The organism is Rhodanobacter sp. G1, from assembly GCF_055397855.1.
Window position 1 is genome coordinate 1652589 of the sequence record NZ_AP039674.1, and the last position, 21162, is coordinate 1673750.

The 21162-nt window shown below is 68.0% G+C and carries 19 protein-coding genes; 5 read left to right on the top strand and 14 right to left on the bottom strand.

Annotation, left to right across the window (positions count from 1 at the left end; translation table 11 throughout):
• The first annotated feature begins 111 nt into the window (after positions 1–111).
• A complete protein-coding gene (gene gyrA / locus ACZ5Z2_RS07435) occupies positions 112–2697 on the top strand; it encodes a DNA gyrase subunit A (RefSeq protein WP_464761311.1) in 2586 nt (861 codons plus the stop codon).
• Between the two features lie 6 nt (positions 2698–2703).
• Here the strand turns inward: gyrA and ACZ5Z2_RS07440 are convergent, their stop codons facing one another.
• Entirely contained in the window at positions 2704–2928 is a 225-nt protein-coding gene (locus ACZ5Z2_RS07440) for a hypothetical protein (RefSeq protein WP_464761312.1), read from the bottom strand.
• On the opposite strand from ACZ5Z2_RS07440, the gene ACZ5Z2_RS07445 reads away from it, so the two are divergent.
• The 3 genes from ACZ5Z2_RS07445 to ACZ5Z2_RS07455 are packed head-to-tail and all read left to right on the top strand — an operon-like array spanning position 2927 to position 6910.
• Complete coding sequence (locus ACZ5Z2_RS07445; protein ID WP_464761313.1) at positions 2927–3475, top strand: RNA polymerase sigma factor; 549 nt, start codon at positions 2927–2929, stop codon at positions 3473–3475. The genes ACZ5Z2_RS07440 and ACZ5Z2_RS07445 overlap by 2 nt on opposite strands.
• Entirely contained in the window at positions 3475–4497 is a 1023-nt protein-coding gene (locus tag ACZ5Z2_RS07450) for a FecR family protein (RefSeq protein ID WP_464761314.1), read from the top strand. Before ACZ5Z2_RS07445 ends, ACZ5Z2_RS07450 begins: the two co-directional genes overlap by 1 nt.
• A gap of 43 nt (positions 4498–4540) precedes the next feature.
• Positions 4541–6910, top strand: coding sequence for a TonB-dependent siderophore receptor (locus ACZ5Z2_RS07455; RefSeq protein ID WP_464761315.1), 2370 nt, complete (start codon positions 4541–4543; stop codon positions 6908–6910).
• 56 nt (positions 6911–6966) lie between these two features.
• Here ACZ5Z2_RS07455 and ACZ5Z2_RS07460 read toward each other — a convergent pair whose 3' ends face one another.
• Entirely contained in the window at positions 6967–7380 is a 414-nt protein-coding gene (locus ACZ5Z2_RS07460; RefSeq protein ID WP_464761316.1) for a DoxX family protein, read from the bottom strand.
• A 149-nt stretch (positions 7381–7529) separates the two neighbouring features.
• Positions 7530–8015 carry a redoxin family protein gene (locus ACZ5Z2_RS07465; protein WP_464761318.1) on the bottom strand — a complete coding sequence of 162 codons (486 nt, stop codon included), beginning with the start codon at positions 8013–8015 and terminating at the stop codon, positions 7530–7532.
• A 230-nt stretch (positions 8016–8245) separates the two neighbouring features.
• Here ACZ5Z2_RS07465 and ACZ5Z2_RS07470 point away from each other — a divergent pair, with 230 nt between their 5' ends.
• Positions 8246–9145 carry a DnaJ C-terminal domain-containing protein gene (locus ACZ5Z2_RS07470; RefSeq protein WP_464761320.1) on the top strand — a complete coding sequence of 300 codons (900 nt, stop codon included), beginning with the start codon at positions 8246–8248 and terminating at the stop codon, positions 9143–9145.
• Positions 9146–9226: 81 nt separating this feature from the next.
• Here ACZ5Z2_RS07470 and pilH read toward each other — a convergent pair whose 3' ends face one another.
• The 11 genes from pilH to ACZ5Z2_RS07525 form a co-directional block, all read right to left on the bottom strand.
• Positions 9227–9592, bottom strand: coding sequence for a twitching motility response regulator PilH (pilH, locus tag ACZ5Z2_RS07475; RefSeq protein WP_464761322.1), 366 nt, complete (start codon positions 9590–9592; stop codon positions 9227–9229).
• Positions 9593–9665: 73 nt separating this feature from the next.
• Positions 9666–10670, bottom strand: coding sequence for an acrylyl-CoA reductase family protein (locus ACZ5Z2_RS07480; RefSeq protein WP_464761323.1), 1005 nt, complete (start codon positions 10668–10670; stop codon positions 9666–9668).
• 4 nt (positions 10671–10674) lie between these two features.
• Positions 10675–11052 carry a hypothetical protein gene (locus ACZ5Z2_RS07485; protein WP_464761324.1) on the bottom strand — a complete coding sequence of 126 codons (378 nt, stop codon included), beginning with the start codon at positions 11050–11052 and terminating at the stop codon, positions 10675–10677.
• On the bottom strand, positions 11049–11645 hold the full coding sequence (locus ACZ5Z2_RS07490) for an LOG family protein (RefSeq protein ID WP_464761325.1): 597 nt from the start codon (positions 11643–11645) through the stop codon (positions 11049–11051). The genes ACZ5Z2_RS07485 and ACZ5Z2_RS07490 overlap by 4 nt, the downstream gene beginning before the upstream one ends.
• 300 nt (positions 11646–11945) lie before the next feature.
• Positions 11946–13370 (bottom strand): dihydrolipoyl dehydrogenase, encoded by a 1425-nt coding sequence (lpdA, locus tag ACZ5Z2_RS07495; protein WP_464761326.1) that lies wholly within the window; start codon positions 13368–13370, stop codon positions 11946–11948.
• 122 nt (positions 13371–13492) lie between these two features.
• The gene (odhB, locus tag ACZ5Z2_RS07500) at positions 13493–14680 is read right to left on the bottom strand and encodes a 2-oxoglutarate dehydrogenase complex dihydrolipoyllysine-residue succinyltransferase (protein WP_464761328.1); all 1188 of its coding nucleotides are present in this window, start codon (positions 14678–14680) and stop codon (positions 13493–13495) included.
• 66 nt (positions 14681–14746) lie between these two features.
• Positions 14747–15505: a hypothetical protein gene (locus ACZ5Z2_RS07505; RefSeq protein ID WP_464761329.1), complete on the bottom strand. Its 759-nt coding sequence runs from the start codon at positions 15503–15505 to the stop codon at positions 14747–14749.
• Positions 15506–15522: 17 nt separating this feature from the next.
• On the bottom strand, positions 15523–18366 hold the full coding sequence (locus tag ACZ5Z2_RS07510; RefSeq protein ID WP_464761330.1) for a 2-oxoglutarate dehydrogenase E1 component: 2844 nt from the start codon (positions 18364–18366) through the stop codon (positions 15523–15525).
• 175 nt (positions 18367–18541) lie between these two features.
• Entirely contained in the window at positions 18542–19051 is a 510-nt protein-coding gene (locus tag ACZ5Z2_RS07515; RefSeq protein ID WP_464761331.1) for a DUF7931 domain-containing protein, read from the bottom strand.
• Complete coding sequence (locus tag ACZ5Z2_RS07520) at positions 19048–20256, bottom strand: JmjC domain-containing protein (protein WP_464761333.1); 1209 nt, start codon at positions 20254–20256, stop codon at positions 19048–19050. The genes ACZ5Z2_RS07515 and ACZ5Z2_RS07520 overlap by 4 nt, the downstream gene beginning before the upstream one ends.
• A gap of 81 nt (positions 20257–20337) precedes the next feature.
• Complete coding sequence (locus ACZ5Z2_RS07525; protein ID WP_464761334.1) at positions 20338–21087, bottom strand: sulfite exporter TauE/SafE family protein; 750 nt, start codon at positions 21085–21087, stop codon at positions 20338–20340.
• Between the last annotated feature and the right edge of the window lie 75 nt (positions 21088–21162).

Below are 21162 nucleotides of genomic sequence, written 5' to 3' on the forward strand. Positions count from 1 at the left end.
CTTTCGGTGGGCGTGAGAAGTGGGTTCGTGCTACACTCGATGGGTTGTTTTCCATCGTGCCCGCAAGCGCGGCGCGCTGCGTTCCTTTTCGCTCATCAGGGAAGCCGATTGATGGCAGAACTCGCCAAAGAAGTCATCCGCGTCAACATCGAAGACGAGATGCGCCAGAGCTATCTCGACTACGCGATGAGCGTGATCGTGGGTCGTGCGCTACCGGACGTGCGCGACGGCCTGAAGCCGGTGCACCGCCGCGTGCTGTTCGCGATGAACGAACTGGGCAACGCCTGGAACAAACCCTACAAGAAGTCGGCCCGCGTGGTCGGCGACGTGATCGGTAAATACCACCCGCATGGCGATGCCTCGGTCTACGACGCCATCGTGCGCATGGCGCAGCCGTTCTCGCTGCGCTACATGCTGGTCGACGGCCAGGGCAACTTCGGCTCGGTGGATGGCGACAACGCGGCGGCGATGCGTTACACCGAGGTGCGCATGTCGCGCCTCACCCACGAGTTGCTCGCCGACATCGACAAGGAAACCGTCGATTTCGGCCCCAACTACGACGAGAGCGAGCACGAGCCGCTGGTGCTGCCCACCCGCGTGCCGAACCTGCTGGTGAACGGCTCGGCGGGCATCGCGGTGGGCATGGCCACCAACGTGCCGCCGCACAACTTGAACGAGGTCATCGCCGCGACCATCGCGCTGATCGACGAGCCGACGCTGTCGGTCGACGACTTGATGCACTACGTTCCCGGCCCGGATTTTCCGACGGCCGGCATCATCAACGGCTCCTCCGGCATCGTCGAGGCCTACCGTACCGGCCGCGGCCGCATCCTGGTGCGCGCCAAGACCGAGATCGAGACCGAGAGCAACGGCCGCGAGACCATCCTCGTCCACGAGCTTCCTTACCAGGTGAACAAGGCGCGGCTGATCGAGAAGATCGCCGAGCTGGTCAAGGAAAAGAAGCTCGAGGGCATCAGCGAACTGCGCGACGAGTCCGACAAGGACGGCATGCGCGTCGTCATCGAGATCCGCAAGGATGCGATGGCCGACGTGGTGCTGAACAACCTGTTCCAGCAGACGCAGTTGCAGGTGACCTTCGGCATCAATATGGTGGCGCTGCTGGACGGCCAGCCGCGGCTCTTGAACCTCAAGGACATCCTCGAGGCTTTCATCCGCCACCGCCGCGAGGTGGTCACCCGCCGCACCATCTTCGAGCTGCGCAAGGCGCGCGCCCGCGCCCACATCCTGGAAGGCCTCACCGTCGCGCTCGCGAACATCGACGAGATGATCGAGCTGATCAAGACCTCGGCCTCGCCAGCCGAGGCACGCGAACGCATGCTGGCGCGCAAGTGGCAGCCGGGCGTGGTGGGCGCGCTGCTCGCCGCCGCCGGCGCCGAGGCGTCGCGGCCGGAGGACATGGATCCGCGCGACGGCCTGAAGGCCGAGGGCTATCAGCTCTCCGAGGTGCAGGCACAGGAAATCCTGGCGATGCGCCTGCATCGCCTGACCGGCCTGGAGCAGGAGAAGCTCTCCGACGAATACCGCGAAATCCTGGAAACCATCCGCGGCCTGATCGAAATTCTCGAAAATCCGGAACGCCTGCTCGCGGTGATCCGCGAGGAACTGGAGACGGTCAAGAACGAGTTCGGCGACGCGCGCCGCACCGAGATCCAGCACTCGCAGGAGGACTTGAACGTCCTCGACCTGATCGCGCCGGAAGACATGGTGGTCACCCTGTCGCACACCGGCTACATCAAGCGCCAGCCGGCCAGTACGTACCGCGCACAGAAGCGTGGCGGCAAGGGCCGCTCGGCCTCGGCGCTGAAGGACGAGGACGTGGTCGAGCAGTTGTGGGTGGTCAACACCCACGACACCCTGCTCACCTTCACCTCGACCGGCCGCGTGTACTGGCTCAAGGTCTACCAGATGCCGGAAGCGGGCCCGGGCGCGCGCGGCAAGCCGATCATCAACCTGCTGCCGCTGGCCGCGGGCGAGAAGGTGCAGGCCGTGCTGCCGGTGCGCGAATACGGCGAAGACCGTTACGTGTTCTTCGCCACCAAGCACGGTACGGTGAAGAAGACCCCGCTCACCGAGTTCGCCTTCCAACTGCAGAAGGGCAAGCAGGCGATCAAGCTCGACGAGGGCGACGCGCTGGTCAACGTGGAGCTCACCGACGGCAACAGCGACATCCTGCTGTTCGCCTCCAACGGCAAGACGGTGCGCTTCGACGAGAACACCGTGCGCTCGATGGGCCGCACCGCCACCGGCGTGCGCGGCATGCGCCTGGCCGAGGGCGAGGAAGTGGTCTCGCTGATCGTGGCCGCCGAGGGCGACATCCTCACCGCCACCGCACGCGGCTACGGCAAGCGCACCCAGCTCGACGAGTTCCCGAAGAAGGGCCGCGGCACCCAGGGCGTGATCGGCATCCAGTGCTCCGAGCGCAACGGCGCGCTGGTCGCCGCAGTGCAGGCCACCGAGGCGCACGAGCTGATGCTGATCTCCAACCAGGGCACCCTGGTGCGCACCCGCGTGGCCGAGGTGTCGCAGCTCAGCCGCAATACCCAGGGCGTCACCCTGATCCGCCTGCCGGCCGAGGAATCGCTGGTCAGCGTGGTGCGGCTGGCGGCCGAGGAGGACAACGGCGAAGAACCCGCGTCCGACGGCAGCGCGCCGGAGGCGGGTACGGACGGAACCTGATTCGCGTCATTGGTGCGAAAAGCCCCGGTACCCCTGGGTTTTTCGCATGAAGTGGCACGGATTCGCGCCGCCGTTTCCATTTTTCGCGGCGCAAACGTCTTTCAGGTGAATGGCCGCCGTGTCGCGGCGGATTACCATGCGCATGATCGCCGCCGGCAAGGCTGCCGGCGGCGGCTGATGTGCATGAAAGTTGCCGGCACCTGTCCGATGGAATCCGCGTGGAAGCGTCATGAGCCATCCGCAAATCGTCACCGACACTGCGATACCGCAGGCGGCCAGCGTCGAGGCGCTGTTCCGCGAGCACGGCCGTGCGCTGGTCGCGTTCCTGCAGTGCCGGCTCGGTTCGCTGGCCGACGCGCAGGAGCTGGCGCAGGAAACCTGGCTGCGGATGCTTGCGCTGGAGCGCCCCGAGCAGGTCGATTCGCCGCGGGCCTTCCTGTTCCGCATCGCGGCCAACCTTGCGGTCGATCGCCAGCGCATGCGCAAGCTGCGCGACGCGTTGCCGCTCGACGAGGCGCCAGAGCCGCCGCCTGAGTTGCACCTGGCGCCGATGCCCGAGCGCCACGTGGCGGCGTCCGCGCAATGGCGCGACCTGCAGGAGGCGCTGCGCGAACTGCCGCCCAAGACCAGCCAGGCTTTCGTGCTGCATGCGATCGAAGGGCGCGATTTCGAGGCGATCGCGCAAACCATGAAACTGAGCGCACGCATGGTGCGCTACCACGTTACCCGCGCGTTGGCGCATTGCCGCGCACGAGCGGAAGAACGGGAGATGCCGTAGTGGACACCGCTCAACATTTCGACGAACACCTGCTGCTGACTGCGGCCGACTGGTGGACGCGCCTGCGCGACCCGCACGGCGCGGAGGCAAGCCTGGAGCAGTGGCTGGACTGGACGATGCTGGACGAACGCCATCTGCCGGCCTTCGAGTGCGTCAGTGCGTTCGGCGAGCGCCTGGGCACGATGGATGCCGCCATGCGCCACCGCCTGTTGGCCGAGTTTGCACCACCGCCCGCTCCGGTGCAGGCGCCCGTGGCCGCACCGCGCCGGCACTGGTGGCCGACCGCTGCCGCAGCGGCCGTGCTGGCGCTGGTCATCGGTGGCGGAGCGCTGTTGTGGGGTTCCATGGGCAGCAGCACCATGACGCTGGCGACTTATGCCAGCGCCACCGGGCAGAACCGCGACATCGTGCTGCCGGACGGCAGCAAGGTCACGCTGGGCGGCGCCAGCCGCCTGAGCGTGCGCTTCGCCGGCAACGAACGCCAGGTGACGCTGGAAGCGGGCGAGGCGTATTTCCAGGTGGTGCACGACGCGCAGCGCCCGTTCGAGGTGGCTGCGGGCGGCATCACGGTGCGCGACATCGGCACCGCCTTCGACGTGCGCCGCGACGGCGGCGACGTGGCGGTGGCGGTGACCGAGGGCCAGGTGCGGGTGGCCGTGGCGGACGATGCCTCGCGCACGCTGGATGCCGGCGCCGAGCAGCGCGTGGCCTGGAACTCGGCCACGCATACGCTGCGCCTGGGCACCACCACCCTGGAGCAGGCCGCCGGCTGGCGCCAGCAGCGGCTGGAATTCGTGAACGAGCCGCTGGCCGTGGTGATCGCCAGCGTCAACCGCTACAGCGCCAAGCCGGTGCGGCTGGATGGCGCCGCCGTGGCCGGCCTCGGCTTCACCGGCACGGTGCGCACCGACGAGATCGACAGCTGGCTGCGCGCCCTGCCGCAGGTGTTCCCGCTGCGGGTGCGGACGGATGAACACGCGGTGACGCTCTCCGCGGACGGGGTGACTGCGCAGCGGCGTTGATCCATGCCAAACTTGCCGCTTTCATCAGGGGCAAGTAGGGGACATGAGCCGGTTCGGCTTGCTGCCAACGATGGCTGCGCTCGCCGCCATGGCCGTGCCGTGCCAGGCCGCGGCCGTCGCGGCCGCGCTGCATTTCGCGATACCGCCGCAGGCGCTTTCCACCGCACTGATCGCGTTTGGCCGGCAGGCGAACGTGCAGGTGCTCACGGCGGGCGGCAGCGTGGCGGCGGTGCGCTCGCGCGGCTTTGCGGGCACCGGCACGCCCGCCGCGGCGCTTGATCGCCTGCTGCAAGGCACGGATCTCGCCTATCGTTTCGTCGATGCCGGCACGGTGGTGGTGACGCCGAAGTCGGCCGCGGCGCCCAAGCCCGGCGCGATGGTCGACGTGCGCCAACTGGCGCCGGTGTTCACCACCGGATCGGTCGATGCGGGCGGCTACCTGGTAGACGTCGGCAGCGGCGCCACGCGCGTGGACACCGACCTGCTCGAACTGCCGGCCGCGGTGAGCGAAGTGCCGCACGACCTGCTCGATTCGCAGCAGGCGCGCAACGTGGCCGATGCCGTGCGCAACGTGGCCGGAGTGCAGTACCTGGACGGCGCGGACGCGTTGCCGGTGTTCCTGGTGCGCAGCTTCCAGGTCGGCAACGGCATGATCGACGGCCTGCCCAACAGCATCGCGTCCTATGGCGATTTCCCGCCGTTGATCGGCATCGACCGCGTGGAAGTGCTGAAAGGGCCGCAGGCGATCATCGGCGACACCTCGGTCACCAACAATTTCGGCGGCCTCATCAACCTGGTGATGAAGCAGCCCACCGCGACGCCGGTGCGCAAGCTGGAATTCACACTGGGCCAGTACGGCGACAGCCAGCTTGGCGTCGATCTCGGCGGCCCGCTGGACAAGCGCGGCCGCTGGACGTACCGCCTGGTCGCTTCCGCCGGCTACGCCGACCGCACGCGGCAAGGGCATCGCGGCCAGCGCAGCGGCTATCTGGCGCCATCCATCGGCTGGCACGACGAATCGAGCCGGCTGGTGGTCTCCGCCGAGCGCATCGTGCGGCACGAGCCGATACCCGACTACGCGGTGCTGCTGACCGGCAGCTTGTCCAGCGCAACTCCGCCGGGCCTGCTGATAGGCAGTCCGGACGACCATTCGCTGTTCCGCACCACGCGCCTGTCGTATGCGTTCGAGCACCGCTTCAACGACACCTGGACTTTCCGCAGCCGCGGCCAGTACGTGCGCCAGGATTCGCACGTGGAGGAGTGGGATCTGGTCGAATTCTCGCCGAACGGCGATGTCGGTTTGATGGCCGCCGAACGCTATCGCTATCGCGATGCGTTCTGCACCGTGCAGAACGACGCGGTGGGACGTTTCGACAGCGGCTCGGTCAGCCACGTGCTGGTCGCCGGCTTCGATTATTCGCGCGCCTTGCCCGGCAGCGCGGACGACGTGTTCGGCTTTCCGCAACTATCCAGCTACAACCTGTACAGCAGCGCGCCGCTGCCGTCCGTCGCGGCGACGATCGCGCCGGACAACAGCGTGACCGTGCATGCGCTGGGCGATCCGTGGATCACCGACCATGCGTTGTTCCTGCAGGATCAGCTGACCCTGGGCGAGCATTGGAACGCCTTGCTGGCCGTTCGGCGCACCACCTACGAGCTCCTCACGCTGACCCCCAGCGGCACCAGCCTGCTGGCCTCGCACAAGTCGCAGTGGGTGCCAAATGCCGGGCTGCTGTACAAGCTCACGCCGCTACTGTCGCTGTACGCCAGCGTCACCAGCGGGTTCCAGGCGGACGCGGTGCTGGGCAAGGACGGCAGCCCCCTGCTGCCTGCGCACTCGCGCCAGCAGGAACTGGGGGCGAAGCTGATGCTGTTCGACCAGCGCGCCATGCTGAGCATGGCCGCCTACCGCACCTGGCTGGATCACAGCACCGACCTGGCCTCGCCGAGGCCGCCGTACTACGGCACCCTCGGCCCCGGCCAGATCAACCACGGCGTCGAATTGGAGTTCAACGGCAGACCCGTGCCGGGGCTGGATTTGAGCGCCGCGTACAGCAACTCGATGGTGCACAACGACGACGGCACGCCACCCACCGGCACGCCGCGCCAGCGCTTCAACCTGTGGGCCGGCTACCGCATCAGGAGCGGCGCATGGCGCGGCTGGGGCGTGGCAGGCGGCGTGCTGGCGCGCAGCGCGAGCCGCGGCCGGCTGTCGGACGGCTCGGCGTACTTCGCCATACCGGGGCAGGCCCGCGTGGACGCGAACGTGTCGTGGCAGGGCGCGCACTGGGGCATCGCGCTGGGCGTGCGCAACCTTTTTGACCGTGACCTGCTCGACGTCGACTTCAACGAGAACTACGTGCCGCTGCATCGCGGGCGCAGCGTGCTGTTGAGCGGCAGCCGGGATTTCTGAGCGGCCCGGAGAACCTGCCCGATCGGCGCAGGCGATGCGGAGATATCGGACAGGCCCTAACGGCGATCGACCGAATACCTGCCGGGGCCGGTGAGGCACAGCAGCAACAGGCCGCCGATGATCGAGAGGTTCTTGTAGAAGTTGATCATGTTGGCCATGCGCTCGGCGCCGGCCATCGTCCAGTAGTGGTGCCCGATCAGCGCCGTGCCCAGCGTGTACAGGGCCAGCAGCAGCGCCAGCGGCCGCGTCCAGAAGCCGAGCACGATGGCCAGGCCGACGAAGAACTCCATCGCGATGACCACGGCCGCGGCCAGCGCGGGCAGCGGCAGCCCTTCGGCCACCATGTAGGCGGTGGTGCCGGCGTAGTCGGTGAGCTTGCTGAAGCCGAACAGCACGAACAGCGCCATCAGCAGGATGCGGGCCAGCAGGAGCAGCGTGTCCCGGTGGTTGTCGAGCAAGGTGTATCGCATGGCGACCCCCTTCGTTGGCGGATGGATTGCGCGGCGGATCCAAGCGCCTGTTCACGATCTCCCCATGATCCGCGCCGGGCGCCGTGGAGAGATCGCGAACGGGGCTCCAAGGCAACGGTATCGCACGGACTCTAGCATGGGCGCGGCGATCAGCCGCCGAGCGCCGCCAGCATCGCCTCGGCGCCCGATACGCGGAATTCGCCCGGTGCTTCCACGTGCAACTGGCGCACCACGCCGTCTTCCGCGTACAGCGCGAAGCGGCGCGCGCGCAGGCCCATGCCATAGGCGCTGCCGTCCAGTTCCAGGCCCAGCGCGCGGGTGAACTCGGCGTTGCCGTCGGCGAGCAGCACCAGTCCGGGCGGCACCTTCTGCGCGGCGGCCCAGGCCTGCATCACGTAGGCGTCGTTGACGGCAAGGCAATGCACGGCGATGTCGCGTGCGCGGAATGCCTCGTACCGTTGGACGTAGCCGGGCAGGTGCTTTTCCGAGCAGGTGGGCGTGAACGCGCCGGGCACGGCGAACAGCACCACCTTGCGGCCGGCGTACAGCGCGCCGGTGCTGTCTGCTTCGATGCGGCCGTCGACGATGGCCTTGATGGCGACGTCGGGCAGCGGCTGGCCGATCTGGATGATCATGAGGGTCTTCCTGGGGGAGCCGGAGAATGGATGAAGCCCGGATGTTAGAGCCTGCTGATGGTTTCCAGGCGGGCCGCGCTTGAATCCCGTCGCATCGCACTCATCTCCAAGGACAGGCGGCGACGCGCCGCCATCCAGAAACCATCCGCAGCTTGCAGGTGCGGCCCGCGCCGGACGATGATCCGCCGTGGGCCGCTTGGCATCGATGCGTCCGATACGAGGGAGTGGCGGTGGAGTTCAAAGACTATTACGAGACCCTTGGTGTGAAGCCGGGGGCGAGCGAGGCGGAGATCAAGACCGCCTATCGCAAGCTGGCGCGCCAGTACCACCCGGACAAGAACAAGGAAGCCGGCGCCGAGGAGAAGTTCAAGGCCGTCAACGAGGCCCACGAGGTGCTGCACGACAAGGAGAAGCGCCGCGCCTACGACCAGTTGCGCGCCAACGGCTACCGCGGCGGCGAACAGTTCCGGCCGCCGCCGGGCTGGGGCCAAGGACAGGGCCAGTCGTTCGATTTCGGCGACGAGGGTGGCGACTTCAGCGACTTCTTCGAGAGTCTGTTCGGCGGCCGTGGTGGTCAGCGGGGCCAGCCGCGCGCGCGACGCGGGCAGGACGTGCAGGCGCGGGTGGAGATCGACCTGCAGACCGCCTTCGACGGCGGCCGCACGCGGGTATCCCTGCATGACGGCCGCGGCGAGGAGCGCGTGCTGGAGGTGAAGATTCCCGCCGGCATCCAGCCGGGGCAGGTGATCCGTCTGGCGGGGCAGGGCCATCCCGGCCACGGCGGTGGATCGAACGGCGATCTGCTGCTGGAGGTGGGCATCCGCGACGACGCGCGCTTCAGGCTGGATGGTCGCGACGTGCTGCACGTGTTGCCGGTCAGTCCGTGGGAGGCGGCGCTGGGCGCCACGGTGCCGGTGCTGACCCTGGCCGGCACGGTGGAGCTGCGCGTCCCGGCCGGCTCGCAGTCGGGACGCAAGCTGCGCCTGAAGGGGCGCGGCCTGCCGGGCGCGCAGCCCGGCGACCAACTGGTGGAGCTGTCGATCCGCGCCCCGTCGGCGGAAACCGACAAGCAGCGCGCGGCCTGGGAGGCGCTGCGCAAGCAGTATCCGGACTACGATCCGCGGCGCTGACGTTCCGGCGCCGCGTGCTTGCCGGACGGAAACGAAAACGGCGCCGCACGGCGCCGTTCTTCATGGATGGCCAAACGCGGCTCAGGCCGGCAGCAGATCCTTCAGCGTGGCCACCAGTTCCTCCTCCTTGATCGGCTTGGTGACGTAGGCCCTGGCGCCTTGGCGCATGCCCCACACGCGGTCGGTTTCCTGATCCTTGGTGGTCACCAGCACCACCGGGATGTGCGCGGTGGCGGCATCCTTGCTGATCGTGCGGGTGGCTTGGAAACCGTTGAGGTTGGGCATCACCACGTCCATCAGGATCAGGTCGGGGATCTCGCGCTTGGCCACTTCGACGCCCGCGGCGCCGTCCTCGGCGGTGAGGGTCTCGTGACCGAGCTTTTCGACGATGCGCTTCAGGCCCAGCAACTGCGAGGGCGAGTCGTCGACGATCAGGATGCGTGCCATATGCCTGTTGTCCCCTTGTTAGCGGTTCGGTGGATTCTATGCCTGTGCCGCCGTGCTTCCAAGTCGCCTGGCGTCAATCGTTGCCGACCCGCACCAGGGTGCGGCCGAAGGACTCGCCAGCCAGCATGCGCCCGAACACGCCGGGCAGCTCGTCCAGGCCGACCTCGAGGGTGGCGATGCGCTCCAGCTGGCGCGGTTTCCAGTCGCCGGCCAGTTGCCGCCAGACGCGCTCGCGCATGGGGCGCGCGGTGCCGGCCGAGGCCACGCCCAGCAGGTTCACGCCGCGGATGATGAAGGGCATCACGGTGGCGTCGAAGGCGATGCCGCCGGCGTTGCCGCAGATCGCCACGTTGCCGTAGGGCGCGATCAGCGGCAGCAGGCCGGCCAGCATTGCGCCGCCCACGTTGTCCAGCGCGCCGCCGAAGCGGGACGAGTCCATCGGCTTGCCGCTGAAGGCGAGCGCGTGGCGGTCGATGCACTCGGCCGCGCCCAGCGAGCGCAGGAAATCGAAGTGCCCGGCCTTGCCGCTGATCGCATGCACCTCGTAGCCGGCGCGGCTGTAGATGTCGATGGCGAGCTGGCCCACGCCGCCGCTGGCGCCGGTGACGGCGATCGGGCCGAGCGAAGGCACCTGGCCGTTGTCCAGCATGTGCGCCAGCGCCAGCGCGGCGGTGAAGCCGGCGGTGCCCAGAATCATGCTCTCGCGCAACGTCAGGCCCGCGGGCAACGGGATCGCCCAGCGCGCGTCCAGTCGTGCGTACTCGGCGTAGCCGCCGTCGCGCGTTTCCGAGAGGCCGCTGCCGGTGCACAGCACGGCGTCGCCTTCCTTGAAACGCGGATCGGTGGAGGCGGCCACGCAACCGGCCACGTCGATGCCGCCGTTCAGCGGGTACGTGCGCAGGATGCGGCCCTTGCCGGTGCCGGCCAGCGCGTCCTTGTAGTTGACCGAGGAGTAGGCGACCTTGACCAGCACCTCGCCGGGCGTCAGCGTGTCGGTGTCCATCTCTTCGATGCCGGCGCGATGGCCGGCGTCGTCGTGGTTGATGCGGAAGGCGCGGAAGCGGTCGGGCGGATTCACGGTTTCATGCTCCCGTGTCGGTGGCTGCGGCGGCGGGGGCCGCCGAGTCGCTGCAGCTGTCCAGCTTGACCAGGCGATCGTCCTTGAAGCGGGCATGCACGGTGATCGTGCGCCGCTGGCTGGCAAACGGGCCGTGGCGAGTGGTGGTCGTGAGGCTGGCCGAACCGTCGGCCACGATCCGGTTGTGCGTGGTGGTGCGGTTGCCGGGGGCGCCGCTGGCGGTGCTGTCGTCGGTGGACATGCCAAGCAGCTGGCTTACCTGGGGGTAGCTCATGCCGGGAGCGAGCAGGGGGCAGACGGAGGTGCGGGGCGGCTGGTTGGCGCAGGCGGCGAGCAACATGGCCACGGCGAGGATGGCGAGGCGGCGCGGCACCATCATCATGCCTGCACGCTGCCGGGATCCAGCCACTTCGGCTGGTAGCCGCCTTCGTAGTCGCGCATCCAGTCGAACAGCGCGCCGATCTCCTCGCCGAACCACACGCTGTCGCGCTGCTCGGGGCGCACGAAGCGTTCGGCGACCATGTGATCCACCATCGCGCGCAGGTCGCGGTAGTAGCCGTGCACGTCGAGGAAGGCGCAGGGATAGCGGTGCAGGCCGAGCTGGGCCCAGGTCAGCATCTCGAACATCTCGTCCATGGTGCCGAAGCCGCCGGGCAGGGCGACGAAGGCGTCGGACAGCTCGAACATGCGCGTCTTGCGCTGGTGCATGGTGTCCACCACCACCAGTTCGGTGAGGCCCTTGTGCGCCACCTCGCGCTCGACCAGCTGGCGCGGGATCACGCCGACGACCTTGCCGCCGCCGGCCAGCACAGCGTCGGCCACGACGCCCATCAGGCCCACGTTGCCGCCGCCATAGACCAGGGCGATGCCGCGCTTCGCCATCTCGGCGCCGAAGGCGCGCGCCTGCTCGGTGTATTCCAGATGCTTGCCGGAGCTGGAGCCGCAGTAGACGCAGAGGGCGGTGGGTTGGGGCATGTCGAAGGGCTCGCTTTTCGTTCGTCATTCCGGCGAAGGCCGGAATCCAGTCGGGTAACTCGTGCGCAGCACGCAAAACCTGTTCTGTGTGCTTCGCACGCAAACTTCACTAGATTCCGGCCTTCGCCGGAATGACGGCGGTGAAGGTTGTGGAGAGTTCAAACGACACGGCCCGCCCATGTCACCACGAGCAGGCCGCGTGGATCCCGGATCAACGCATGTCCATGCGTTGTCCGGTTAGCCGCTGGATCCCGTGTCACCGGCCATCCATGGCCTGCACGGGATGAGGTCATCCTGACCTCAATTGCCCTTGTGGATGGCGCGCTTGTCCACCGACAGCGCCGCCTCGTGCACGGCCTCCGACAGCGTCGGGTGGGCGTGGACGATGCGGGCGAGATCCTCGGAGGAGCCCTTGAACTCCATCGCCACCACGCACTCGGCGATCAGCTCGGACACGCCCGGGCCCACCATGTGCACGCCGAGGATGCGGTCGGTGTCGGCGTGGGCGATCATCTTCACCTGGCCCACGGCCTCGTTCATCGCCACGGCGCGGCCGATGGCGGCGAACGGGAAGGTGCCGACCTTGTACGGCACGCCGGCGTCCTTCAGTTCCTTCTCGGTCTTGCCGGCCCAGGCCACTTCCGGCTCGGTGTAGATCACGAAGGGGATGGTGTCGTAGTTGACGTGGCCGGCCTTGCCGGCGATCCACTCGGCCACCGCCACGCCTTCCTCGGAACCCTTGTGCGCCAGCATCGGGCCGCGCACCGCGTCGCCGATCGCCCACACGCCGTCCACGCCGGTGTGGCAGTGCTCGTCGACCACGATGCGGCCGCGCTCGTCCAGCTTCACGCCGCAGTCGTCGGCCAAGAGGCCGGTGCTGTAGGCGCGGCGGCCCACGGCCACCAGCAGCTTGTCGACCACCAGCGACTGCTCGCCGCTCTTGTCGGTGTAGGTGAGGTGCACGCCGTCCTTCTTCACCTCGGCCTTGTTGAGCTTGGCGTCGAGCTTGATGTCCAGGCCCTGCTTGGCGAATTCCTTGGCGGCGAGCTTGGCGATGTCGGCGTCGGCCACCGAGAGGAAGTCCGGCAGTGCCTCGATGATGGTGACCTCGGAGCCCATGCGGCGCCACACGCTGCCCAGCTCGAGGCCGATCACGCCGGCGCCGATCACGCCCAGGCGCTTCGGCACTTCGGTGAAGTCCAGCGCGCCGGCGTTGTCGACGATGTTCTTGCCGTCGAACTTGGCGAACGGCAGCTCGATCGGCACCGAGCCCGAGGCGAGAATCACGTTGGTGGCGCTGATGGTCTGCTTGCTGCCATCGGCGGCGGTGATCTCGACATTGTTGCCCTTCAGCAGCTTGCCGGTGCCGAAGAACGGGGTGACCTTGTTGGCCTTGAACAGCTGGCCGATGCCGCCGGTGAACTGCTTGACGATCTTGTCCTTGCGGCCGATGAAGGTGGCCATGTCGACCTTGGCGTCCTTCACGCTGATGCCGTGCACCGGCAGGTTGTGCGCGATGTTCCAGTACTGGCGCGAGGAATCCAGCAGCGCCTTGGACGGGATGCAGCCCACGTTGAGGCAGGTGCCGCCCAGCGCCTGCTTGCCGTCCTTGCCGGTGAAGGCATCCACGCACGCGGTCTTCAGGCCCAGCTGCGCGGCGCGGATCGCGGCCACGTAGCCGGCCGGGCCGGCGCCGATGACGATGACGTCGAATTTGTCGCTCATGGTTGTTCCTTGCTGCGTGACGTCGCTAAGCGGACGTCAAAGAATGTATGCGGCGAGTGTGGATGGAATCGTACGTCTCGCCGCCAGAGCCTCGTTACCTATTTGGTCTTTGAGTGGGACACTCAAAGACCGAGCAGCATCTTGTGCGGGTTCTCGAGCTGGTTCTTGATGTCGACCAGGAACAGCACCGCGTCCTTGCCGTCGATGATGCGGTGGTCGTAGCTGATCGCGAGGTACATCATCGGCGCGGCGATCACCTGGCCGTTCTCGACGACGGCGCGCTCCTTGATCGTGTGCATGCCGAGGATGGCGCTCTGCGGCGGGTTCACGATGGGCGTGGAGAGCAGCGAGCCGAAGGTGCCGCCGTTGGTGATGGTGAAGGTGCCGCCCTGCAGGTCTTCCAGCGTGAGCTTGCCGGCGCGCGCCTTGACCGCGTAGTCGGCGATGGCCTTCTCGATGTCGGCGAAGCTCATGTTCTGCGCGTCGCGCAGCACCGGGGTGACCAGACCCTTGTCGGTGGACACCGCGATGGAGATGTCCTGGTAGCCGTGGTAGATGATGTCGTTGCCGTCCACCGAGGCGTTGACGATAGTGTGGCGCTTCAGCGCCTCGGCCGTCGCCTTGACGAAGAAGCTCATGAAGCCGAGCTTGACGCCGTGTTCCTTCTGGAACTGATCGCCGAGATCCTTGCGCATCTTGCTGACCGCGGCCAGGTTCACCTCGTTGAACGAGGTGAGCATGGCGATCGAGTTCTTCGACTGCATCAGGCGCTCGGCGATCTTGGCGCGCATGCGGGTCATCGGCACGCGCTCTTCCGGGCGGGCGCCCGGGGTGGCGGCCGTTGGCGCAGCGGCCGGACGCGAGCCGGCGTTGACCACGTCTTCCTTGATGATGCGGCCGTCGCGGCCGGTGCCGGCGATGGCGGAGGTGTCGACCTTGTTCTCGGTGGCGACGCGCTGCGCGGCGGGCGAAAGCTCGGCAGCGGCGGCCTTCGGCGCGGCAGGAGCCGGCGCAGCGGCGGCAGGCGCGGGTGCGGCGGCCGCAGGGGCAGGCGCCGGCGCGGCCGCCGCGGCGCCTTCCTCGATCACCGCGATCACCTGCTGGCTGTTCACCGTCGCGCCGCTCTCGAACTTGATTTCCTTGAGCACGCCGTCGACCGGGGCCGGCACTTCCAGCACCACCTTGTCGGTTTCCAGGTCGACCAGGTTCTCGTCGCGCTTCACCGCGTCGCCGGCCTTCTTGTGCCAAGTGGCGATGGTGGCGTCGGAGACCGACTCGGGCAGAACGGGGACTTTGACTTCGGTGCTCATGGAGTAGGCATCCTGTGAAACAAGTAAGAGTGTGTAGATCAAGAAAAATCAGCGATGATCTGAGAATTATTTGCCTAGTAGTCGAGCAAACAAGCCCTTTTTAGGCGGTGGATCATCGGGTGCTGGTGGGGTGTTGTTCTTGGATTTGATCCTGGCTTCTGCGAGCTGTTGCCCTACCGCCTCGGTATACAACAAAGCCCCGTCGGGGTAACAGTTGAACAGATTGCTGCGGCAACGACTTTTGTTGAGGTCGAGCGGGTTCGGTTCGGTCACTTCGCTTGCTTCCAACAAGCAGAGGTCGTTGGCAATGGCATCATCGACAGCTTTCCAGAAAACCTCCAGTCGACCATGCGAAAAAACCTTATCTAGCGCTGCTTGAACAGATGGATTGGAAGCATAGTTGCTGCGCAGGCGCTTCAAGTTGGCGTTGGAAATGAAGACTCCCGCACAGTAATTCTCAGTCAAGCAGTTGTCGAAGCGTAGATGTTGATAGCGTGAAGGAACTAGAGTTTTCCAGTCACTGATATAGCCGGCGAAGGCTGGATCATTGAGGAGAAACGAGAACGCGCCGCCGCGAATGTAATGATATTTGCGTAGAAAGCCGGAGATGATGGCGACGTAGTACGCGTGCCCCTTGTTGAATGGAACCTCGTCATCTATGCCGCGCGCCTCTTCAAAACGGAGGCGCATTTGTTCGACGTAGAACTCGTGGACACCGAACTGCCGAGCCAAGGCCTGAAAATGCTCCGGCTCCTTCATGCCGCGGAAGTAGATGGACTCCACCTCGTCCGCAGCGATTGGATGGTAGGTGACATCCCAGCCCATGATTCGTCCTTGATTTCTTATTCTGCCGAGTGGTCGGTGCCGACCGGTGCGACCAGCGCCTGCTCGACCAGGGCGGCCTGTTCGGCCACGTGGTCGTTGAGGTGGCCCGCGGCCGGCGCGGCCGAACGGGCGCGGCCGGCATAGGAGAGGCTCTGCTTGGCGCCCACGCAGGCCTGCAGGTGGTGGCGGATCTGGAACCAGGCGCCCTGGTTCATCGGCTCTTCCTGGCACCACACCACTTCCTTGGCGGAAGGGTATTTCTCCAGTTCGGCCACGACCTCGGCGCGCGGGAACGGGTAGAGCTGCTCCACGCGCACGATGGCGACGTCGTTGACGCCGCGCTTCTCGGCCTCTTCCAGCAGGTCGTAGTAGACCTTGCCGGCGCACAGCACCACGCGCTTGACCTTCTTGGCCGCCAGCTCGCGGTGCTCGCCGATCACCAGCTGGAAGCTGCCGTTGGCCAGCTCGTCCAGCGTGGAGACGGCCAGCTTGTGGCGCAGCAGCGACTTCGGCGTCATCACGATCAGCGGCTTGCGCACCGGGCGCAGCATCTGGCGGCGGATCATGTGGAAATCCTGCGCCGGCGTGGTGGGCACGCAGACCTGCATGTTCTCCATCGCGCACAGCTGCAGGAAGCGTTCGAGGCGGGCGGAAGAATGCTCCGGGCCCTGGCCTTCGTAGCCGTGCGGCAGGTACAGCGCCAGGCCGCACAGGCGATCCCACTTGGCTTCGCCGGAGCTGATGAACTGGTCGATCACCACCTGCGCGCCGTTGGCGAAGTCGCCGAACTGCGCTTCCCAGATGTTGAGCGTGTGCGGGTCGGTGGTGGCGTGGCCGTATTCGAAGGCCATCACGGCCTCTTCGCTGAGCAGCGAGTCGATCACTTCCACGTCGGCGTCGGCGCGCAGCGTGGCCAGCGGCATGAAGGTGTGGCCGTCCTTCTGGTCGTGCAGCACCGCGTGGCGGTGGAAGAAGGTGCCGCGGCCGGCGTCCTGGCCGACCAGGCGCAGGTTGTGGCCTTCGTCGATCAGGCTGGCGTAGGCGAGGTTCTCGGCGAAGCCCCAGTCGCCCGGCTGCTCGCCGGCGGCCATCTTGCGGCGGTCGTCGTAGATCTTGGCGACGCGCGACTGCAGCGTGATGTCCTTGGGGACGTCCAGGATGCGCTTGGCCAGCTCGACCAGCTTGGCCTTCGGCACGCTGGTGTCGGCCGGGGTGGAGAGCTTGTTGCCGAGGAAGCGGCTCCAGTCCACCTCCACGTCCTTGGTCAGCGAGGGATGCAGCTCGGTCATCGCCGAGCCGGCCTCGAGGCGGTCGCGGTAGGCGTCGAACTGCTTCTGCGCATCGCCGTCGGCCAGCACGCCCTGCTGCACCAGAGCGCGCGCGTACAGCTCGCGGGTGGTCGGCAGCTTCTTGATGACCTGGTACATCACCGGCTGCGTGGCGGAGGGTTCGTCCGCCTCGTTGTGGCCGTGGCGGCGGTAGCACACCAGGTCGATCACCACGTCCTTGCGGAACTGCTTGCGGAAGTCGTAGGCGAGGCGGGTGACCTGGATCACCGCCTCTGGATCGTCGCCGTTCACGTGCCACACCGGCGCGTTGACCATCTTGGCCAAGTCGGTGCAGTACAGCGTGGAGCGCGCGTCCTGCGGGTTGGAGGTGGTGAAGCCCACCTGGTTGTTCACCACGATGTGCAGGGTGCCGCCGACCTTGAAGCCGCGGGCCTGCGACATGTTGAACAGTTCCATGTTCACGCCCTGACCGGCCATCGCCGCATCGCCGTGGATCAGCACGGGGAAGGCGGTGGTGCGGTTGCCGTCCTTGCGGCGCACCTGGCGCGCATGCACCGAGCCGGCCACCACCGGGTTGACGATTTCCAGGTGCGAGGGGTTGAACGCCAGCGCCACGTGGGTGCCGCCCTGCGGCGTGCGCACGTCGGCGGAGAAGCCCATGTGGTACTTCACGTCGCCGGAATGGGCGCCATCGTCGTGGTCGTGGTGCTCGAACTTGCCCTCGAACTCGTTGAACAGGGTCTTCGGCGGCTTGCCGAGGATGTTCACCAGCACGTTGAGGCGGCCGCGGTGGGCCATGCCGATCACCACGTCCTTGATGCCGTTGTCGCCGGCGGCGCGCACCACGTCGTCGATCATCGGGATCAGGCTGTCGCCGCCTTCCAGCGAGAAGCGCTTCTGGCCGACGTACTTGGTGTGGAGGTAGCGCTCCAGGCCCTCGGCGGCGGTGAGGCCGTCGAGGATGCGCTGCTTGCCGGCCTTGTCCAGGCCCGCGCTGCCGTTGGCCTGCTCCAGGCGCGAGTAGATCCAGTTGCGCTGCGCGTGGTCGGAGATGTGCATGAACTCCGTGCCCACCGTGCCGGCGTACACCTTCTTCAGGCGCGCCAGCAGTTCGCGCAGCTTCATGCGCTGGCCGCCGCCGGCGAAGTTGCCGCAGTCGAACTCGGTGTCGAGATCGGCATCGGAGAGGCCGTGGAAGGCCAGGCCGAGATCCGGCGCCTCCATCTTGTGCGCCAGGCCCAGCGGATCGAGGTTGGCGGCGAGGTGGCCGCGCGAGCGGTAGGCGGTCAGGATGCGCAGCACGCCGGCCTGCTTGCGCGCGTGTGCGTCGCTGGCCGGGACGGCCGCCGCGACGTGGCGCTGCTTCTGCGCCGCCTCGATGCGGGCGATGGCGTTGCCGTGCGGGACGTCGCCGGCCTCGCGGCCCTTGAACGTCTCGAAATACTTGCTCCATTCGGCGGGCACCGACGCGGGATCGGTGAGCCAGGCGTCGTACAGGGACTCGACGTAATCGGCGTTGCCGCCAGCGAGTTGGGAAGATTCGAAGAACTCGCGGATCAGGTTTGTACTCACGTCACCACCGGCAGGGGAAGGGAGGCTTGCGGCGATCCCTGGACAGCGCGGATCGTCGGCGAAAAATCCCGTTAATTATAGACCGGGGCTGCTGCGACGCGGCAACCCGGGAATGGCCCGGATTGCGCTATTGCGACCATTGGCGAAGGGATGCGGGCCGGGCGTTCAGCGAACGCTACAGATCCAGCTTGTGCAACTCGCCGGCGCGGACGGCACGCTCCCAGATCTCGTCGAACTGCTGCTGCAGCGGCGCTTGCGCGGGGCGGTCGGCTAGCGCCATGCGGCCCTGCGGCTGGCTGGCGTCGGGCAGGTAGAGGTAGCCGCCGGTGTCGTTGACCAGCCAGGCGCCGGTGTTCTGGCGATCCACTTCCTCCACCGGCGTGCGGATGGCGATGGCGCTGGAGAGGCGCTGGAACAGCAGGATCAGCCGGTGGCCGTCGCGCAGCGCGGCGGCCGGGTCGTGCAGCAGGATGCGGATGTCCGCGCGCCGGCCGGAGGTGGCGATGCGCTTGAGTTCGGCCACTTCGGCGTCGTTGCCGTAGTCGTCGTGGGTGAGCAGGGGCAGGTGCAGCACCAGCCGGTGGCGCGTGGCGGCCAGCAGCTGCAGGCGCGCGGCGGCCAGCGCCTCGTGCCCGTCGATGGCGCGGCGTCCGCCGTCCGGTGCGCTTTCCGTCGTGGCGTTCACCGCCGGCGCGCCTTGCCCGGCACCAGGTGGCCGTCGTTGACCAGCGCCAGCAGCAGGGCGAGCGCTGCCGCCGACGGCGCGGCGTCCGGCACGATCTCGCGCTGCGCGCAAAGCTGCTTCGCCAGCGCGGGCGGCGCGGGCCATGCGTTGCCGTTCGCGTACAGCGTGCAGCCGGACTGGCCGCGGCTCCACGCCATGCGCGACCACGGGTGGCGCAGCAGGCGCACGCCGGCGGCGAGCCGCTTGCGCAGCGCGGCCTCGTCCAGCGCACGGTCGGGCAGGGCTGGCGCCTGCGCGTTGCGGTAGCGGGTGATGAAGCGGCCGAACCAGTCGCGCAAGGTGTCCTCGTCCAGCGCGGCGGCGAACGGCAGCGCCTGGCGCAGACGGGCCAGCGCGGCGGCGTCGATCTCGCCGGGCGCCTTGGCCGGCGCCAGATCCGGGTCGGCGTAGCGTTGATCCTCGTGCAACCGCTCGGCGAGGTAGTCGGCGAGGTCGCCGGTCAGCTCCGCCTGCGAGGGCGCGCGCATGCCCACCGAGAAGGTCATGCACGGGCCGCCGAAGGCCACGCCGTCGTGTGGCACGCCGGGCGGCAGATAAAGCATGTCGCCGGGTTCGAGCAGCCATTCGTGGGTGGGCTCGAACTCGCGCAGCTGCTTCAGCTCCACGTCGTCGCGGAAATCCCTGGGTGCCGCGGGATCGGTGCTGATCGCCCAGTGCCGCTGGCCCAGCCCCTGCAGCAGGAACACGTCGTACTGGTCGATGTGCGCGCCCACGCCGCCGCCGGGCTCGGCGTAGGAAATCATGATGTCGTCCACCCGCCAACTGGGCAGGAAGGCGAAGGACTCCAGCAGGGCCGCCACGTCGGCGTCCCACTTGTCCACGTCCTGCACCAGCAAGGTCCAGTTCGCGTCGCCGGTCTTGGCGAAGTCGGCCTCGGTCAGCGGGCCGGTCTTCACCTGCCAGCGCTCGCGCGCCTCGTCGTGGCGGATCAGCCGCGACAGCGCGCCGTCCTCGCAGGCCAGTCCGGCCAGATCCTCGGGCTGGATCGGCGGCACGAAACCGGGGAAGGCGTTGCGCACCAGCAGCGGGAGCTTCTGCCAGTAGTCGCGCAGGAACTGCGCGGGCGGCATGCCCAGCGGCTGGCGGGCGGAGCCGCGCACTTCGATGGGCGGCATGGTCTTGCGGGGGGAGAGGGCGCGTTTCATCCGCGCATTGTAGTGGGGGTGCGGCGTTGCGTTCTCCCCTCGCCCGCTTGCGGGAGAGGGGCCGGGGGAGAGGGCGCGCTCTCAGTGCAGCATGCGTACCGCGTTGTTGACGCCCAGCGCCAGCACCGCCAGCCCGGCCAGCACCGTGGCCGCCCGCGCCGGGATGCGCCGGATGAAGTACGCCCCGAACGGCGCGGCGAGCATGCCGCCCGCGATCAGCCCCAGCACCGCCGTCACGTGGCCGGCGCCGATGCCGAACAGGAAGCCGGCGCTGGCGACGAGGCTCACCACGCACTTGGCGAGGTGCACGCTGCCGATCACCGTGCGCGGCTGCAGCCCGCGGGCGAGCAGGGTGGTGGCGGTGAGCGCGCTCCAGCCGCCGCCACCGACCGCGTCCACGAAGCCGGCGGCGGCGCCCAGCAACGGGGTTCCGCGCGGCGGTTCGGTACGCTCGCCAGGACGCCTTGCGCCGCGCAGCAGCAGGAACAGGCCCATGCCCAGCAGGTAGGGCGTCAAGGCGATGCGCAGCCATGACGCGGGCAGGTGCACGGCCAGCCACACGCCGAGCAGGGCGCTGAGCGCGCCGGGAATCGCCAGCGCGAGGAACAGCCGCCGCCGCACGTTGCCCGCCAGCAGGTGGCTCAGGCCCGAGGCGCCGCAGGTGAAGGTTTCCGCGTAATGCACGCTGGCGCTGGCCATCACCGGCGGCATGCCCAGCCCCAGCAGCAGGCCGGCCGAGGTCACGCCGTAGGCCATGCCCAGCGCGCCGTCCACCAGTTGCGCGGCGGCGCCCACGAGGGCGAACACGAGGAATTCCGGCAGGTGGCTCATCGGTACTCGCAGCAGGGCGGCTGGCGCATGTCAGCACGCGCGCCAATGCGCCGGAAATGAGCCGCCCGCATAAGT

Coding starts and splice junctions, on each gene's coding strand:
- gyrA (WP_464761311.1), top strand. CDS start 112: ATGGCAGAACTCGCCAAAGAAGTCATCCGCGTCAACATCGAAGACGAG.
- ACZ5Z2_RS07445 (WP_464761313.1), top strand. CDS start 2,927: ATGAGCCATCCGCAAATCGTCACCGACACTGCGATACCGCAGGCGGCC.
- ACZ5Z2_RS07440 (WP_464761312.1), bottom strand. CDS start 2,928: ATGACGCTTCCACGCGGATTCCATCGGACAGGTGCCGGCAACTTTCAT.
- ACZ5Z2_RS07455 (WP_464761315.1), top strand. CDS start 4,541: ATGAGCCGGTTCGGCTTGCTGCCAACGATGGCTGCGCTCGCCGCCATG.
- ACZ5Z2_RS07460 (WP_464761316.1), bottom strand. CDS start 7,380: ATGCGATACACCTTGCTCGACAACCACCGGGACACGCTGCTCCTGCTG.
- ACZ5Z2_RS07465 (WP_464761318.1), bottom strand. CDS start 8,015: ATGATCATCCAGATCGGCCAGCCGCTGCCCGACGTCGCCATCAAGGCC.
- pilH (WP_464761322.1), bottom strand. CDS start 9,592: ATGGCACGCATCCTGATCGTCGACGACTCGCCCTCGCAGTTGCTGGGC.
- ACZ5Z2_RS07485 (WP_464761324.1), bottom strand. CDS start 11,052: ATGATGATGGTGCCGCGCCGCCTCGCCATCCTCGCCGTGGCCATGTTG.
- ACZ5Z2_RS07490 (WP_464761325.1), bottom strand. CDS start 11,645: ATGCCCCAACCCACCGCCCTCTGCGTCTACTGCGGCTCCAGCTCCGGC.
- lpdA (WP_464761326.1), bottom strand. CDS start 13,370: ATGAGCGACAAATTCGACGTCATCGTCATCGGCGCCGGCCCGGCCGGC.
- odhB (WP_464761328.1), bottom strand. CDS start 14,680: ATGAGCACCGAAGTCAAAGTCCCCGTTCTGCCCGAGTCGGTCTCCGAC.
- ACZ5Z2_RS07505 (WP_464761329.1), bottom strand. CDS start 15,505: ATGGGCTGGGATGTCACCTACCATCCAATCGCTGCGGACGAGGTGGAG.
- ACZ5Z2_RS07520 (WP_464761333.1), bottom strand. CDS start 20,256: ATGAAACGCGCCCTCTCCCCCCGCAAGACCATGCCGCCCATCGAAGTG.
- ACZ5Z2_RS07525 (WP_464761334.1), bottom strand. CDS start 21,087: ATGAGCCACCTGCCGGAATTCCTCGTGTTCGCCCTCGTGGGCGCCGCC.